This window comes from Bradyrhizobium sp. SK17 (assembly GCF_002831585.1).
Classification (GTDB): Bacteria; Pseudomonadota; Alphaproteobacteria; order Rhizobiales; family Xanthobacteraceae; genus Bradyrhizobium.
This window is the reverse complement of sequence record NZ_CP025113.1, coordinates 6,988,033-7,003,293: the sequence shown is the minus strand read 5'-3', so window position 1 is coordinate 7,003,293 and position 15,261 is coordinate 6,988,033. Positions and strand designations below refer to the sequence as shown.

Below are 15,261 nucleotides of genomic sequence, written 5' to 3'. Positions count from 1 at the left end.
AACGATGCAGAAGCGTTCCGATCAGCGAGTTGATCATCGGCAGCATGCCAAGCGCAAGCTCCTGATGTCGCGTCGATGACCACCGGCACCAAATATTTGCGCGGTCGCGATGCGATGCGTGGGATCATGGAAGCGCAGCAGTCGGAGCGCATCGGGCTGGGGCGTGGACCGACGCGCAACTTTTACGTGTATGTAAACGGTTGTGATTGAACGGATTTTGGGCTCCGCCCTCAATTCGCGAAGCCGTGTCCATTTTGAGAGGGCCGACGCGGCGGGTGGGGCTAAACAAACCCACCATTCCCGCGAACTAGAGCAGTCCCCGATAAATTCCCGGCGCGGAGCCTTCGATGGCCACCGCGCCGACGGCTTTCGCATAGAAGTCTGCCGGCCCGACGCCGCCGATGATGGCGTAGCCGAAGCCCTGGTGCTTCATGTCCTCAAGACAGGCGAACAGCAGCGCCTTGCCGATCCCGTTCTGTTGCGACTTCGGCGCGACACCGGTTGGACCGAAGAAGTTGCGGCAGGCCGCGTCATGGCAGGCAAACCCCATGATCTTCTTGTGCTGGATCGCGATGAAGCAGGAGACCGGCTGGCGGCTGAATGCGACCTCGGTTTCGCTGGCCCATGCCTCGCTGAAGGTCTCCCGCACCCAGGCCGTGACCTTGTGCTTCTCGGGGGCGAGCGCACGGCGCATGACAATCCCGGCCTGCTGCAACCGATCGTAGGCGAGTCGGGAATCGGGCAGGGCGTAGAGCTTGACGAGCATGTCCATCCGGTGACCTTAAGCCATGATCCGGAAAAGTGCGAAGCGGTTTTCCGGGCAGACCATGGCCATCCGGGAAACTGAAGCGCGACTGGATCATTTCCGCTGCCGCTTGTTCGAGGACCTGACATCACGGGCAATCGCCCAAAGATACCCGCCGCAAAATGCAATGATCGCAACGATCACGCTGGCGGCGATAAGCTCTTGCATGTCCGCGGTTCTCCAAGTAGACGTATCTTGCTTACGTGGGAAATATACCCACGTAAAGCGATAATCGGTTTCCCGAGGTGATGCGACGGAGCGAATGCATGGTGGGAGCAAGCTCGGCAGGCAGACGTCTTCGGGCGGTGATCGCGCTCGTCGTCGTTGCCGGTCTTGGTTCGGCGCACGCCGCCCGAACCCCCGATTGGTCGGATGCCGGCAGCGGCGTCGTCTCGATTCCGATCGAGCGGCGGAGCCAGACCTCCTCGGTCGATGGCGTGGTCCGAACCGTCCAGCTTCCCAGGGGCGCGTCCGCGATCAGCGAGACCTATGGAGACTGGATCGTCAAATGCCTGCTCGACGGCGGTACCAAGCTGTGCACGCTCGGGCAGACCCAGAGCTCCAAGGAGACCAATCAGCAGGTCTTCGCCATCGAACTGATTCCCAGGGATGGCAAGGCCGAAGGCAATATGCTGATGCCGTTTGGGCTGAAGCTCGACGCCGGGGCCGTCGTCAAGCTCGACGGCAAGGACCTCGAGCAGACACGCTTCTCGACATGCACAGCGCAAGGCTGCCTGCTTCCGGTATCCTTCCCGACGGCGGTTACCGACACCATGAGCCGGGCCAAGACGATGACGGTGGCCGCGCAGAACCTCAACACCGGGCAGGCGGTCGTCTTCACGGTTCCACTGAACGGCTTTGCCGCGGCGCTGGAGCGCACCATCCAGCTAGCCAGCTGACGGATGCGCTGCGCTCCAGGCACCCTTGGGTCGCTAGCCAAACTTCATCTGCGCGGCCGGCGTCCGGTCGATTTCGGCCGCGACGCCGGATATCGTCTCGCGCATCCACATCAGCGCGGGATCGGAATCGAACGACACCGGCCATTGCAGGATTTCGCGAAATGCCGGAATGCGGACCGGCAAGCGTAGCAGTTTGAGCGGGAAGCTGCGGGCAAAGACGACCGCAAGGCGCTTGTGCACCGTCGCGATCCGATCCGTTCCGATCACCATCGTGGCCATCGTGGTGAAGTTCGGCGCAATGACCTCGATGCGCCGCTTGTGACCCAGCTTGACCAGCGCGCTTTCCTCGAAGGAAGGCCTGCGGATCGGACCGAATTGGGCGGTGACGTGTCCAAGCCCGAGATAGCGGCCGAGTGACAGCGAACGCCCGATCTTGCGGTTTCCGCTCCAGACGATGCAGCAGAATTCGTCGTCGAACAGATGCTGCCGCGGATGATCGTCGACGGCATAGCTGTCAGGCATAATGACGAAATCGACATCCCCGCGCTGCAACTGGTCGTCCACCCGATCGTTGAATGGAATGAGCTCGAGCGAGATGCCGGGCGCGCTGCGATAGACGCGCTTCATCACCGGATGCATCAGCACGATGCTGGCATAGTCCGAAACCACCATCCGGAAGCGCCGCTGCGAGCTTTGCGGATCGAAACGCGGGAGCGAGATCAGGTTCGCGCGAACGCGCAGCAGGATGTCGCGCGTCGGCCGTTCGAGCGCGCGCGCCAGCGGCGTCGGCACCAGCTTGCGTTGCGATATCGTGAAGATCTCATCGTTGAAGTATTGCCTCAGCCGGGCGATCGCGGCGCTCATCGCCGGCTGGCTGAGATGCAGGCGTTGGCTCGCCCGCATCACGCTGCCTTCCTCGAGGATGGCATCGAGTGCCACCAACAGATTCAAATCCAGGCCTTCGAACCGCATGGGCTGATATCCAGATCATCAATGTCTGGGATCATGATAATCAATTTTTCAAATTCAAGAACCCGATGTAGCGAAGAAAGCGGCAGCACACAGGCCCGGGCAACGGGCCGGCCAGCAGACCATCCGCTCTGGGAGGAGCCCGTGATCAAGCCCTGGATCTTCGAATTCATGCAGGCCCCGAATCTCGGCGACGGCGACGGCGACGGCGACGTCCGCCGGGAGCAGGCATCCAATGTATTCGACAAGGCGTTCGAGCTCTGGCTGGACACCGAGCGGCTCGGCTTCGAGGGGATATTTTTCAGCGAGCACCATTTCGGCCTGTCGTACAGCCCGTCTCCCAACCTGCTGATCGCGGCGGTCGCACGCCGCACCACCCGCCTGCGTCTCGGAACGATGGGAATGGTGGTGCCGTTCTACGCACCGTGGCGCATCATCGAGGAGCTTGCGATGCTCGATCATCTGACCAGCGGGCGGCTCGAGATCGGCTTCGCGGCCGGCGTGCCGCAGGAACTGGCGCGCATCGGGCTTGGCATGGAGGAAGCGCGCGAGCGGTTCAACGAGAGCCTGGAGATCCTCGATGCCGCGCTCGCCACCCCCGTCATCAATCACCATGGCAAATACTGGACGTTCGAGAATCTAACCTTGATGCCGAACGTGTTCCTGCAAGCGTCGCCGCCGAAATGGACGACGGTCGTCAGTCCCGTGTCAGCCGGGAAGTCGGCGCGGCGACGCTCGAAGATCTGCACGGGTTTCGAATCCGTCGGTCGGGTTACCGAGATCTTCGACGCCTATCGCAACGAAGCGGCGCAGCTTGGGTTTCCCGCGGGTCCCGACCAGCTCGCGATCCGGCGCAATGTCTCGATTTCGCGTGATGCTGCCGCCGCGCATGAGGCATCGCGCGCCGAGAAGGCCGCGACGCTCAAGGTGGTGGCCGGCGATCCCAGGGTCGCCGCGAGTGCGTCCTCCCTGCTCGATGCGCCAAGGGGCGGCGCCGGCTTCTCGGTGCACGATGACGACTACATCGCCGGCACGCCGGCGCAGGTTACGGAGCAGATCATTGAGCAGTGCCGCAAATGTGGTGCCGGCCATCTCCTGGCGATGCTGGGGAGAGGCGTCTCGGCTGGCCGCCGCGAGGCCTTCGCGCTGTTCGGCGAAGAAGTGATCCCGCAGTTGCGGCGGGCAGAGATCAACTGAGCTGGCGCCGGGCGCCGCTCGATCTCAGAGCCTGATCGAGAGGTCGCCTGCGACAAATCACCCCGACGGGCAAATCGCCGCTTCCGTCGTCGGGCAAATCAGCAGTCCAATCCTGCTCGTCTCCCCCCATTGAGGGGCACGTTGCGATCGTCACTGACGTCGAGCAGCGACCATGATGGAGACAATCAAGTGACCGGAGCCCTTGCGCCCGGTCTCAGATCCCAATGATTGAAGGGTACAAATTTGACAGATACATCGGGAGCATCTTTCATCAACGTGGTATCCGCATATGGCGTTGATAATACCGGGTCGTCAGACACCCACGCGCTACTGCAAACCGCGATCAACTCCATAAGTGGAGCGGGTAACGCCGTCTACCTTCCCACCGGAACCTACGATCTCGGCAACTCTCAAATCATCATCCCCGACGACACCATTGTGACTTGCAGTCCTGCGGCCATCCTTCGGCGTTCGCAGGATATCTCGGGTCCCGCACCGTATGGATCGTACACCTCGGCGATGGTCTCGGTTGGCAATCGCTGCCAATGGTCCGGCGGTGTTCTGAACAACACCGCAGTTGTCGCAAGCTCGACGACCAAGGTCACGATCGGTGACGGCAATCGAACGTTTACGGTGCCGGCCGGTCTGCCGTGGACGACTTCGACCTTTCTTCGCATCTGGAGCCGGGCGAACCCTGCAAACCGATATGAAGGCCAGGTGGTTTCCTACAGCGGCACCACGCTGGTCCTAAGTGACCAGTTTGCTGCCAGCGGCTCCGGCACGCATTCTGATTGGAACATCACGTATGGCGGGGTCTATCAGTGCCCGATGGTGTTGCACGGCGTAACACAGAGCATCGTCGAAAAGGTGCGGGTTACCGGAAACTGGTACGTTGGCCTGTTGATGGACGGGTGGAATCCACCGAGCGGCGGCTCACTCCAAACGAGCGCTTGCGCGTTTCGGGATTGCCATACCGAAAGCGTGCAAAACCGGGGCATATATCTCTACGGCGGTTGCAGCGACAATCTGATCGACGGCTGCTACGTAAACGGCGGAGGCGGGGTAACGGACTATGGCGTCAACCTCAACCCGGCGAATGCGTCGGGTTCGGTCAATTGGCAGCTCCGCAACAAAATTGTCGGGACAACCGTCGTGGGTTCTGGCTTTCAAGGCATCGCCGTAGGCGACTTTTCAGTCTACACGATTGTTGATCATTGCGCGGCAAGCGCTCTGACCAATCCGAGTGGAATTGGATTCCTTTGTCAGGCCGCCAACGCCGGGATACCTCAGTACAACAGGTTTAGCTCGTGCGTCGCTACCAACTGTCCGACAGCTGGATTCTACTTCATCGGAGCGCTGTATGGCGGGGCAGCCGACTGTCTTTCGGTCGTGTGTGGTAGGGGCTACGCAATTGGTCCATCGAACTCGATACAAAGCCAATACATATCGCTGGCGAGCTGCGAGGCTGATGGCTGCACGACAGGATTTGAAGTGGTCGGAAGCTCCAACCGCTGCGATCTCACCAATATCAAGTCGATCGCCAACTCCGGTAACGGCGTCCAGATCGATGCTGGGGCGAGTGTGACATTGGCGACCGGTCGCTCAACTGCCAATGGCGCCAACCTCGCCGATAACGGAGTGTCATCGAATGTCGGCGGGTTGCTCCTAGGGTAGAGATCAATGCAATAACTCTACCATTTTGGTCGGCAGATGTGCCGTTCAGGCATCCGTCGTCAACCGGCGACGGATGCCGCTGCCGGCCCGATACTCGCGCGCGGAGCAATTGCCTGGCGCCTCAATCCCGATACGACGGGTCAGCCCGGTCGAGCTTGCGCAGCAGCGCCGGCCAGGCAAGCTCGCCGTTGCGGGCGGCGCGGCCGGGCTTGGGCAGCATCCGCTCATAGGTGTCTTCGAGGATGCTCTGCGGCGGGTAGATCAGCTTGGTGTTGCAGGACATCGCCATCACCTGGGTTTGGCAGGCGCGTTCGAGCCGGAACAGCACGTTGAAGGCGGCAGGCACGGTGCGGCCGACCACCAGCAGGCCGTGGTTGCGCAGGATCATCGCCTCGCTATCGCCGAGATCGCGCACCAACCGCTCGCGCTCGTCGATGTTGTCGGCGATGCCTTCGAAGTCGTGATAGGCGATGTGCAGGAAACGCATCGAGGTCTGCGCCAGCGGCAGCAGGCCGCATTCCATCGCCGAGACCGCCATGCCGGCCGGGGTGTGGGTGTGGGCGACGCAATCCATGTCGTGCTTGGCCATGTGGATGGCGCTGTGAATGACGAAGCCTGCGACATTGACGTCATAGTCGGACGCGTTGAGCAGCGTATTGCCCTCGACGTCGACCTTGATCAGGCTGGAGGCGTCGATCTCCTCATACAGCATGCCGTAGGCATTGATCAGAAACTGGTCGGTGGTGCCGGGCACGCGGCACGAGATGTGGTTCGCAATCATCTCGGTCATGCCGTACATCGCCGTGAGCCGATAGCATGCGGCGAGATCGACACGGGCCTGCCATTCCTCGGCGCTCACCTGCTCACGAACGGATTTCACGACCTTGATCGCGGGCGAGCTGACGGGGGATTCATGGCGTCTCCTTGAGATGTCCGCGGGACGGATTGTTGGCGGGGAACATAGCAGAATCCGCATGCCAGCAAGCGGCGGCGCGTCAGCTTATTTGCAGGTCTGGCGGGCAAAAACCGAATGCACCATTGGCGCGTCGCAGGTTCGATGCCACACTGCGGAAAAACAGGTGAGGCACGCCAAAATGAGCGGTCGCAAGATACGTATCGCCGTCCTGCATTTCTCCCACGAAACCGTCTCGTTCCTGCCCAACGAGACCACGCTCGACGACTTCATCTATCCGGGCTCACCAGCCAAAGGCGAGGCGCTGCTCCAGTTCGATCCCAGGAACTACATGGGTGGCTTCGTGCAAGTGGCGCGCGAGTTCTCCGAGGTCGAATTGGTCGGCATCGAATCCCCGCTCTGGCCGAAGACCTACACTGGATCGGGCTGGGTCACCCAGGAGGCCTATCGGACCTTCACCGGCAAGATGATCGCCGGGCTGAAGGAGGAGGGGCCTTTCGACGGCGTCTATCTGTGCCTGCATGGCGCGATGGCCGTGCGCGAGGTGCCGCGGCCCGAGGCCGACCTGGCGCGGCAGGTCCGTGAGGTGGTCGGCCGGTCTGCCTTTATCGCCGCGACCTTCGATCCGCATGGCAACGAGGACGAGGCGTTCCTCGAACAGGCGGACATGGCGTTCGCAGTGAAATATTTCCCGCATTATGACGCCCATCTGCAAGGCGAGCGGGCTGCGCGCATGCTGGTGCGGGCGATCCGCGGCGACTACAAGCCGGCGCACAAGACCATCAAGGTTCCCGTGATCTCGCCGACCGTGCTGCAATGGACCGGGGCGCGGCCATGGATGGATCTCGTGCAGCGCGCGCTGGTCTGGGAGGCGCGCGAGGTCGACGTCTATGTCAATATTTTCTTCGGCTTCCCGTTCGCCGACGTTCCCGACGTCGGCATGACCGTGCAGGTCCTGACCAACGGCAATCCGAAGCTCGCCGAGCAGGTCGCGCGCGATCTCGCCGGCACGATCTGGCGGCTGCGCGAAGCACTGCTGCAATCGACCCGGCTTTTTAGCATCGCAGAGGGCGTGACGCTGGCAAAGCGGGCTGTCGCTGAAGGTAACACGCCGGTGGTGTTGGCCGACCACAGTGACCGGTCGGGATCGGCGACCTGGCTGTTGCGCGAGATCGTAGCAAAGGACCTAGCCAAAACGGTCATCGCGACCATTGCCGATGCCAAGGCGACGGCAAGCCTGAAGGCAGCCGGCGCCAAGGCCGGCGATGCCTTTGACATGGAGATCGGCGGCCTCGCCGACGAGTCGGCGGGCGATCCGGTTCGTATCCAGGGCACGATTTCGGCGGCGGCCGAGGGCTATGGCCAGTTCTGGGTCTGCGTGCGGTTCGGCCGCAACAATGTGCTGATCCTCTCGACCTATCTGGTGCAGATCATGGAGCCGTTCTCGCTCAAGGCGCTGGTGCCCGACCTCGACGCATTCGAGGTGATCGCGATCAAGTCGCGGGTGCACTTCCGACGCGGCTTCGACGACAACGGGTTTGCCAAGACGATCTTGCTGGTCGAGCCCGAACAGCCGTTCCTCGGCACGACCCGTCTCGACAAGCTGCCTTACCAGAATGTCGACCTCACGCGGTTCTACCCTTACGGCAATCCGGCGTTCCCGGAGGCATCGTCGTGACAGAGGGCCGCTATCGCCTGATCGGTTCGACGGCGTCGCCCTATGCGATCAAGCTGCGGGCGCTGATGCGCTACCGGCGGATCCCGCACGACTGGGTGATCATGACCAAGGCGCTGCGCGAGGCGACCGCGCATCTGAAGCCGATGCTGATTCCGGTGCTGCAATATCCCGACGGCAGCTATCGCGGCGAGACCACGACGCTGGCCTATGATCTGGAAGCGCAGCATCAGAGACGCTCGGTGATCCCGGAGGACAGAGCGGTTGCTTTCGTCTGCGATCTGCTCGAGGATCTCGCCGACGAGTGGGCGGTGAAGCCGCTGTTCCTCTATCGCTGGTGGGATCCGGAAGACCAAGGTTATGTGTCGCGCTGGGCCGGTGAGGAATGGTCGACGTCGCAAGCTGCAACCGGCAGCCGCGAGGAGATCGAGGAGTTCCGGCAGCGGCAGATCTCGCGCATGGTCATTCTCGGCGCAACCGATGAGAACCGACCGCTGCTCGAAGAGAGCTATCACCGGACGCTGGCGGCGTTCGAGCCTCATGTCGGCATGGCGAATTACCTGTTTGGCAGCCGGCCGTCGCTGGCGGACTTTGCCTGGTTCGGCCAACTCAGCGAGATGGCGACCGATCCGACCCCGATGCGGATCATGCGCGAGCGCGCGCCGTTCACCGATCATTGGGTGCGGCGGCTCGATGACGCGTCTGGCGTCGAGGGGGCGTGGCATCCGCGCGAACAGGCACTCGGCGGGTTCGCCGAGGCGCTGCTGCGGATCGCGGGCGAGCTCTATCTGCCGTTCCTCGCCGCCAACGCGGATGCATTCGCGAAAGGCCTCGAACGCCTCGAGATCAAGGTCTGGGGTCTGCCTTACGCGCTGGCGCCGTTCAAATATCAGGTGAAGTGCCTGCTACAGTTGCGCGAGAGGTTTGCCGCACTCGATGCCGGCGATCGCGCGGCGCTGCGGCCCGTGCTCGAGCGCACGGGATGCTGGGCGATCCTGAGTGGAGGATGATCAATCAGGGCTACCGGCAGATTAGAAGCCACGCGAGCTCATGTCCGGTGCCTGCTGCCGAGCGCGACGGCGATCGTCTCCGGCTGCTTGATCCGTTCGATCAGCATGTCGATGCGATCGCCGCCCCAGAACAATTCGCCGTTGAACACCATGCTGGGAACGCCGAACACGCCGAGCGTCTCGGCTTCGTCTGTGATGCGATCATGCTCGGCGCGGGCAGGGCCGCGAACATAGGCTTCGAATGCCTCGGCGGAGCCACCGATCGCGGCAATCACGCCGGCAATCTCCGAGAGCTCGTCGATCTCGAGCTCATGGTTCCAGAACCTGCGAAACACCGTGTCGTGGTACGGCCGGAACAGCCCGTGCCGCTGCGCGAACAGCATTCCGGCGCTGGCGTTGAAGGCATCGTAGATCCGGCGCGGGCCCTTCATGGTCAGCCCCTGCGCGTTGGCGAAGCGCCGTGCGTCCATGTAGGAGTAGCGCACCTTGCGCCAGAAATGCGGGGTGCGCTCTTCGACCGTGCCCATGAACTCGGGAATCCGCAGCGTGTAGGGTAGCCATTCCAGCGCGGCGCCATAGGTCTCCTCGAGCTCGAACAGCCGCTTGTTGGCGACGTAAGCGTAAGGGGACTTGTAGTCGGTATAGATCCTGACCCGCGGCTTATCCATCATCGTTCCTCATCCCGTTACGATGATTGTTTCCGATCCGTGGCGGCGCCGCAATGTGGCGGGACGACAGGGAGATCGCGGGCAAACGAATGGGCCCCGGTGCATTCAAGCATCGCGGGGCCCTGCTACTTCGTTTTAGCGAAGGGTGTCTGGTACAAACCAGTGGTGTCTCGGGACCTAAAAGCGCTTGGCCTTTGCGCTCTCGTCCTGCGGATATGTTCAGATTGTCGGCGGCACACGCGGCTAGCAGCTGCTATCAGCCTCAACGTGCACCGAGACCTTGCCGCTGAGCAAGGTCGCTGGCATTCGCCGGTGGCGTCATGCTCCTCTCCAAGGGTGGGCCGACGGACCTCTGTCCGCTTCTGCTGCCTGGCGGCCGATCCCATAATCGTCCGTCAATTCCTGTGACGCGAGGAGCAGACGCTCCAGCACCCCAACAGGTGCAGTCAGCGAAATGCTGCGGCAGTTATCGTCTGCTGTCAAGTTAACGCGGAAGAGAATTCAGGTCAGGTCTCCTGTCGCGACTTGGTCGTTCGATATTGGGCGAAGTCCGGATCATGCGTCATTTTCCAGTAGTCGACGAACCGCCACGGCATCGCGGAGAACACCCGGCCGCGACTGTTGCGGTAGTAGGTCGTCATGCCCGGATGCGTCCAGATCAACTGCTCGTGCTCGGCATCGACCTCGCGAATGTACGCATCATGTGCGGCGGGATGCACGTCGATCGCCGCGATGTCGTTCTCTATCATCTCGACCAGACACGCTGAGATGTAGCGGCTCTGGCATTCCGACTGGAAGATCACGCTGCCGCCATGCGCGGGTCCCGAGTTCGGGCCGAGCATTAGAAACAGGTTGGGGAAGTCAGGTACCGTGAGACCGAGATAGGCGGTCGGATTGTCGTGTTCCCAGACCTGCTTCAGGTTCTTGCCATCGCGTCCGGTGAGGTCGAGACGCGCCGCCATCTCGGAAACTTTGAAGCCGGTCGAAATCACGATGACATCGTGCTGCCGCGATGTGCCGTCGGCTGTGACGATTCCGTCGGCTGCGAAGTGGTCGATCCTGTCGGTGGCCAGCTCGACATTCGGCCTGGTCAGCGTCTTGAACCAGTTGTTGTCGAGCAGGATGCGTTTGCCGTAGGGCGGATAGGTCGGCATGCACTTCTCGATCAGGTCGGGGCGGTCCTTTAGCTCGGAGAGGATGAAGTCGGCGAGCTCCTGGCGGTGGCGGTCGTTACCCTTGTTGACGGCGCGGTCGGGATGCGGCCAGGCCGGATCCTTGCGCAGGAACGGCAGCAGCCCGTCGCCGTAACGCCAGAACATGTTGAAGCGGTACCACTGCACATAGAACGGAAGATGCGCCAGCAGCCACTGCGCGCCTTCGGTGATCGGATCGGAATAACCCTTCACCGGCCGCGCCCACTGTGCGGTGCGCTGATAGACGGTGACGGAGGCGACACGGTCGGCGATTGACGGCACCAGCTGCATGGCCGTCGCGCCGGTGCCGATCACGGCGACATGCTTGCCATCGAGCTTGATGTCGTCGGACCACAGCGCCGAGTGGACCTTGAGGCCCTTGAAATCCTCGTCGCCCTTGAAGCGGGCGGGCAGCGGATCGTTGAGTTGCCCGATCGCGCTGACCAGCACGGTGGATTCTAACGTCTCTTCACCGTTCGCGGTCCTCAGCGTCGAGATCCAGCGGCGTTTGCCTTCGTCCCAGCGCGATGCGACCAGCTCGGTCGAGAGGCGGACGTGCCTGCGGATGTCGTGTTCGCGTACGACGTTAAGCAGATAGTCCAGCAATTCCTGACGCTGCGCGAAATAGCGGGTCCATGGATTGCGTGCGCCGAACGAGAACGAATAGGAGTGGTTCGGCGTATCGACGCCGCAGCCAGGATAACGGTTGACGTACCAGGTGCCGCCGATTTCGTCCTGCTTCTCGACGATCGTGTAGGGAATACCGAGCCGTCCGAGCGTAACGCCGAGTGCGATCGCGCAGACCCCAGCGCCGACGATCAGGACTTGCTGCTGCGCCAGCTTCTCGCCGGACGGCTGCGCGCGCCAGCGGGCATCGCGGGGAACGAAGCCCATCTCCTCGCGCATCAGCGGTGCATACTCCGGCGCGACGTGCTCGCCGAGCGTCGCGCGCATCATCCGCAGCATCAGCTCGTCGCCGGGATCGGTGATGACGGGCTTCGGTGCCCCGTTAGCGAACAAGCTAAGGACCGCGGCGCGGATCTCGTCCTGGATCTCCTTCGGCACACCGGCGTCCGGGTCCGGAATCAGGCGGACGTCGCGCTTCGGCTTGTAGGGCGGTTCCAGCCATTTCTCGTCGCCAGTCACATGCACCAGCACCATCAGCAGCACGCGGATGTCACCCTCGGCGATCGCGGAGGACAGATTGAGGTGTTGACGCGAAATCTCGATATTCATGTGTCGTCCTCAGTTGCGTGGTGCGACCGGCAAACCGCCATAGGCGGCCCAGGTGGTGCCGGCGATGTAACCGGCATCGACCGGCAAATTGATGCCGGTCACGCCGCTGCTCTGCGGCGAGAGCAGCCAGGCGATCGCGTGCGCCACTTCCATCGGTTCGACCAGCCGGTTCATCGCCGTTGGATTGGCCAGCAAATCCTTGTTCAGCGCTCCCGACGCGATGCCGGCCTCGAGCGCGGCCGTGCGGGTGAAGCCAGGTGACACCGCATTGACGCGGACGCCGGTCCGGCCCCATTCCGCGGCAAGGGTCTGCGTGATCTGGATGACACCGGCCTTCGCCGCGGTATAGGCGTGGATCGGACCTGACGTCATGCCGGCCACCGAGGCGACATTGACGATCGCGCCGTGCTGCCGTTTCGCCATCGCGATGCCGACGCTGCGCGCGACCAGAAAGGTGCCGCGCAAGTCGATATTGACTTCGCGGTCCCATTGCTCCATCCGCACCCGGTCGATCGTGTGCATCTTGCCGAATACGCCGGCCGCGTTGACGAGGCCGGTGATCGGGCCGTGCGCCTTCTCGATATCGGCAATGCCGGCGACCACGGCGCTCTCGCTTGCGACGTCGAACGGCGCCGGCCAGAGGATGGCGGTCGTTCCCACGATCGGCTCGGGCGCGATGTCGACGATGACGACGCGGTGGCCCTGATCGGCAAGTAGCGTTGCGGTCGAGGCGCCGATGCCGCGGCTGCCGCCGGTGACGAGGATGGTGCCGTCAGCGCTCATGTCTTGTTTCCCTTGTTGCTGGCGTTGAACAGGCCGCGGGTCACCAGCTTCTGGTAGGCCGTGATCACATAGTCGGGCACCGCGGTGACGCCGTGCTCGGAATAGGAGTAGCGGCGGCTGAGATAGCCGCGGGCGCCCATCAGGACCTGGACGATGGCCTCGAATTCCTCGTCGCTGAATTTGTCGGTCGCGCCTGCCGCCCTCGCGCGCTGCAGGATCCGGACATAGGCATTCGAGATATTGTCGAAATGCTTCTGGTAGCCGATCGGCGCGAAGAACTCGGCCTCGTTGAGAATCCGCAGGAACTCCGGCACCTCGCGGATGAAGTCGAAGAAGGCGCTGAAACGCTCGATCTCCTGCCGGGCCTCGTTGGCGGTGCCGGTGCGCGCATGGATGAAGCGGACCATGTCGAGGCCGATCTTCGGCAGCAGCTGGTCGAGCAGCTCCTGGCGGTTCTCGAAATGATTGTAGAAAGTGCCCTGTGCGACGCCGGCGGCTTCGGTGATGCGCGCCACCGAGGCTTCGGCATAGCCATATTTGCCGACGATCTTGGTCGCGGCGTCGAAGATCTTCTGCTTGGTCCAGGCATTGCGCTCGACCCGGTTGAGCTTCGTCACCTTGGCGGATGTCGCTTGTGTCATGTGGTGGCCTCGAGTTCGGCGCGGAGCACGCGTTTGAGCACCTTGCCGGACGGATTGCGCGGCAGGCTGTCGCGGATGATGAGTTGCCTCGGCACCTTGAAGGCGGCGATTCGGGCGCGGCAGAAATCGGTGAGGTCGGACAGATCGAGTTTGGCGTCATCGGCCAGCACCACGATGGCGACCGGCTTCTCGCCCCAGCGATCGTCCGGCAGGCCGATCACCGCGACCTCGCGCACTCCAGGTATTTCGTAGATGACGCGCTCGACCTCGGAGGAGGCGATGTTCTCGCCGCCGGAGATGATCATGTCCTTCTTGCGATCGGTCAGATAGAGAAAGCCATCTTCATCGAGATAGCCGATATCGCCGGTGCGAAACCAGTCGCCGAAAAAAGCCGACGCAGTCTTCTCGGGGTCCTTCCAGTAGCCCTGCGTCACCTTGGGTCCGCGCAGGCAGATCTCGCCATTCCGGCCCGCCGGCAGGCGTTTGCCGGCGTCGTCGCGGATTTCGATCTCGACATGGGCGATGGCACGGCCGGTCGAACCGATCTTCTCGATCTCGCGGCCGGCATCCATGAAAGTGTCGCCGCCGCAGCTTTCGGTGAGGCCGTAGGCATCGATGTAGCGCGCATTCCTGAAATGGTCCGAGAAGGCGCGGATGCGGACCTCAGGCGTCTTCTCGCCGCCGCCGATCGCCCATCGCAGGCTGGAGACGTCGTAGCGCACGCGGTTCGGGCAGGTGAGGAGGGCCGTGGTCATGACCGGTGCGAACCACGCCGCGTTCAGCTTCTCGCGCTCGATCGCGGCAAGCGCGGGTTCAGGTTCGAAGGTGCGGTGAATGCACAGCATGCCGCCGTGCCAAAGCACGGCGATTCCCGGCAAGTCGAGCGCGCCGACATGATAGAGCGGACCGACCACGAGCAGCCGCGTCTCGGCGTTCAGCCCGAGCACCAGCGTCTGGTCGGCGGATTTCCAGTAGATGTTCTCGTAAGTGAGCATCACGCCCTTCGGGCGATCCGTCGTCCCCGAGGTGTACATCAGCCGCATCAGGTCGCGCGGCTGGCGTACATGCATCGGGGCCGGCGCGAGGTCGGGCGCAAGGTTGGTGATGCTGGATTGCGCGACTTCGTCGAGCAACACCACCGGCGCGCCGCCGGTTGCGCTCGCGGCGAATTCGTCATCGGCGACCAGCAGCCGTGCGCCGGAATTGCCGACGATGTAGCCGACCTCGTCGGCCGACAGCCGATAGTTGATCGGCAGGAACACCGCGCCGATATGGCTCGTCGCAAACACCAGTTCGAGAAAGGCAGTGCTGTTCTTCATCAGCACCGCGACGACATCGCCCGGCGCAATCCCGTGTGACTCAAGCCAGCCGCCGATTTGGCGAATACGCAGATCAAAGTCGGCATAGGAGACGTCCTCGCCGCGATATTTCAGCGCACAGCGGTCCGGGGTCCGCTTGGCATGGAATGCGGTGAAGCTGGAAAGATTGATCATTTGCCGTCCGTCGGGCCGATTCCGGCGCCGGTTCTCTCCCTAGATGAATTATGACTCGTAATTCATCTTTGGCTTGACGTCACCCCCCTTGCTCTGAAAACATCG

Annotated in this window: 14 protein-coding genes; 6 read left to right on the top strand and 8 right to left on the bottom strand. The window is 62.7% G+C overall.

From position 1 onward, the window contains the following. Positions 1–75 precede the first annotated feature (75 nt). Positions 76–210, top strand: a complete 135-nt coding sequence (locus tag CWS35_RS40455; RefSeq protein ID WP_256372060.1) for a hypothetical protein — start codon at positions 76–78, stop codon at positions 208–210. Positions 211–307: 97 nt separating this feature from the next. Here CWS35_RS40455 and CWS35_RS32515 read toward each other — a convergent pair whose 3' ends face one another. Continuing rightward, positions 308–772, bottom strand: coding sequence for a GNAT family N-acetyltransferase (locus CWS35_RS32515; RefSeq protein ID WP_024580257.1), 465 nt, complete (start codon positions 770–772; stop codon positions 308–310). Positions 773–1,071: 299 nt separating this feature from the next. Between CWS35_RS32515 and CWS35_RS32510 the strand changes: the two genes are divergently transcribed. Next, entirely contained in the window at positions 1,072–1,704 is a 633-nt protein-coding gene (locus CWS35_RS32510) for an invasion associated locus B family protein (RefSeq protein ID WP_100955399.1), read from the top strand. Positions 1,705–1,737: 33 nt separating this feature from the next. Here the strand turns inward: CWS35_RS32510 and CWS35_RS32505 are convergent, their stop codons facing one another. Further along, positions 1,738–2,676, bottom strand: a complete 939-nt coding sequence (locus CWS35_RS32505; RefSeq protein ID WP_024580259.1) for a LysR family transcriptional regulator — start codon at positions 2,674–2,676, stop codon at positions 1,738–1,740. A 141-nt stretch (positions 2,677–2,817) separates the two neighbouring features. Between CWS35_RS32505 and CWS35_RS32500 the strand changes: the two genes are divergently transcribed. After that, the gene (locus tag CWS35_RS32500; protein WP_157817299.1) at positions 2,818–3,870 is read left to right on the top strand and encodes an LLM class flavin-dependent oxidoreductase; all 1,053 of its coding nucleotides are present in this window, start codon (positions 2,818–2,820) and stop codon (positions 3,868–3,870) included. Between the two features lie 243 nt (positions 3,871–4,113). Then, on the top strand, positions 4,114–5,544 hold the full coding sequence (locus tag CWS35_RS32495) for a glycosyl hydrolase family 28-related protein (protein WP_157817298.1): 1,431 nt from the start codon (positions 4,114–4,116) through the stop codon (positions 5,542–5,544). 121 nt (positions 5,545–5,665) lie between these two features. On the opposite strand, the gene CWS35_RS32490 is transcribed toward CWS35_RS32495, so the two are convergent. Beyond that, a complete protein-coding gene (locus tag CWS35_RS32490) occupies positions 5,666–6,424 on the bottom strand; it encodes a class II aldolase/adducin family protein (RefSeq protein ID WP_245438755.1) in 759 nt (252 codons plus the stop codon). A 199-nt stretch (positions 6,425–6,623) separates the two neighbouring features. Here CWS35_RS32490 and CWS35_RS32485 point away from each other — a divergent pair, with 199 nt between their 5' ends. Both CWS35_RS32485 and CWS35_RS32480 read left to right on the top strand, forming a co-directional pair. After that, positions 6,624–8,135, top strand: coding sequence for a M81 family metallopeptidase (locus CWS35_RS32485; RefSeq protein ID WP_245438754.1), 1,512 nt, complete (start codon positions 6,624–6,626; stop codon positions 8,133–8,135). Next, a complete protein-coding gene (locus tag CWS35_RS32480) occupies positions 8,132–9,142 on the top strand; it encodes a glutathione S-transferase N-terminal domain-containing protein (protein WP_100955396.1) in 1,011 nt (336 codons plus the stop codon). The genes CWS35_RS32485 and CWS35_RS32480 overlap by 4 nt, the downstream gene beginning before the upstream one ends. Positions 9,143–9,180: 38 nt before the next feature. Here the strand turns inward: CWS35_RS32480 and CWS35_RS32475 are convergent, their stop codons facing one another. The 5 genes from CWS35_RS32475 to CWS35_RS32455 form a co-directional block, all read right to left on the bottom strand. After that, positions 9,181–9,810: a 2-hydroxychromene-2-carboxylate isomerase gene (locus CWS35_RS32475; RefSeq protein ID WP_100956848.1), complete on the bottom strand. Its 630-nt coding sequence runs from the start codon at positions 9,808–9,810 to the stop codon at positions 9,181–9,183. 506 nt (positions 9,811–10,316) lie between these two features. Then, on the bottom strand, positions 10,317–12,239 hold the full coding sequence (locus tag CWS35_RS32470; RefSeq protein ID WP_100955395.1) for an NAD(P)/FAD-dependent oxidoreductase: 1,923 nt from the start codon (positions 12,237–12,239) through the stop codon (positions 10,317–10,319). Between the two features lie 9 nt (positions 12,240–12,248). Then, positions 12,249–13,022: an SDR family NAD(P)-dependent oxidoreductase gene (locus tag CWS35_RS32465; protein ID WP_100955394.1), complete on the bottom strand. Its 774-nt coding sequence runs from the start codon at positions 13,020–13,022 to the stop codon at positions 12,249–12,251. Continuing rightward, the gene (locus CWS35_RS32460) at positions 13,019–13,663 is read right to left on the bottom strand and encodes a TetR/AcrR family transcriptional regulator (protein WP_100955393.1); all 645 of its coding nucleotides are present in this window, start codon (positions 13,661–13,663) and stop codon (positions 13,019–13,021) included. The genes CWS35_RS32465 and CWS35_RS32460 overlap by 4 nt, the downstream gene beginning before the upstream one ends. Beyond that, on the bottom strand, positions 13,660–15,156 hold the full coding sequence (locus tag CWS35_RS32455; RefSeq protein WP_100955392.1) for an AMP-binding protein: 1,497 nt from the start codon (positions 15,154–15,156) through the stop codon (positions 13,660–13,662). The genes CWS35_RS32460 and CWS35_RS32455 overlap by 4 nt, the downstream gene beginning before the upstream one ends. Between the last annotated feature and the right edge of the window lie 105 nt (positions 15,157–15,261).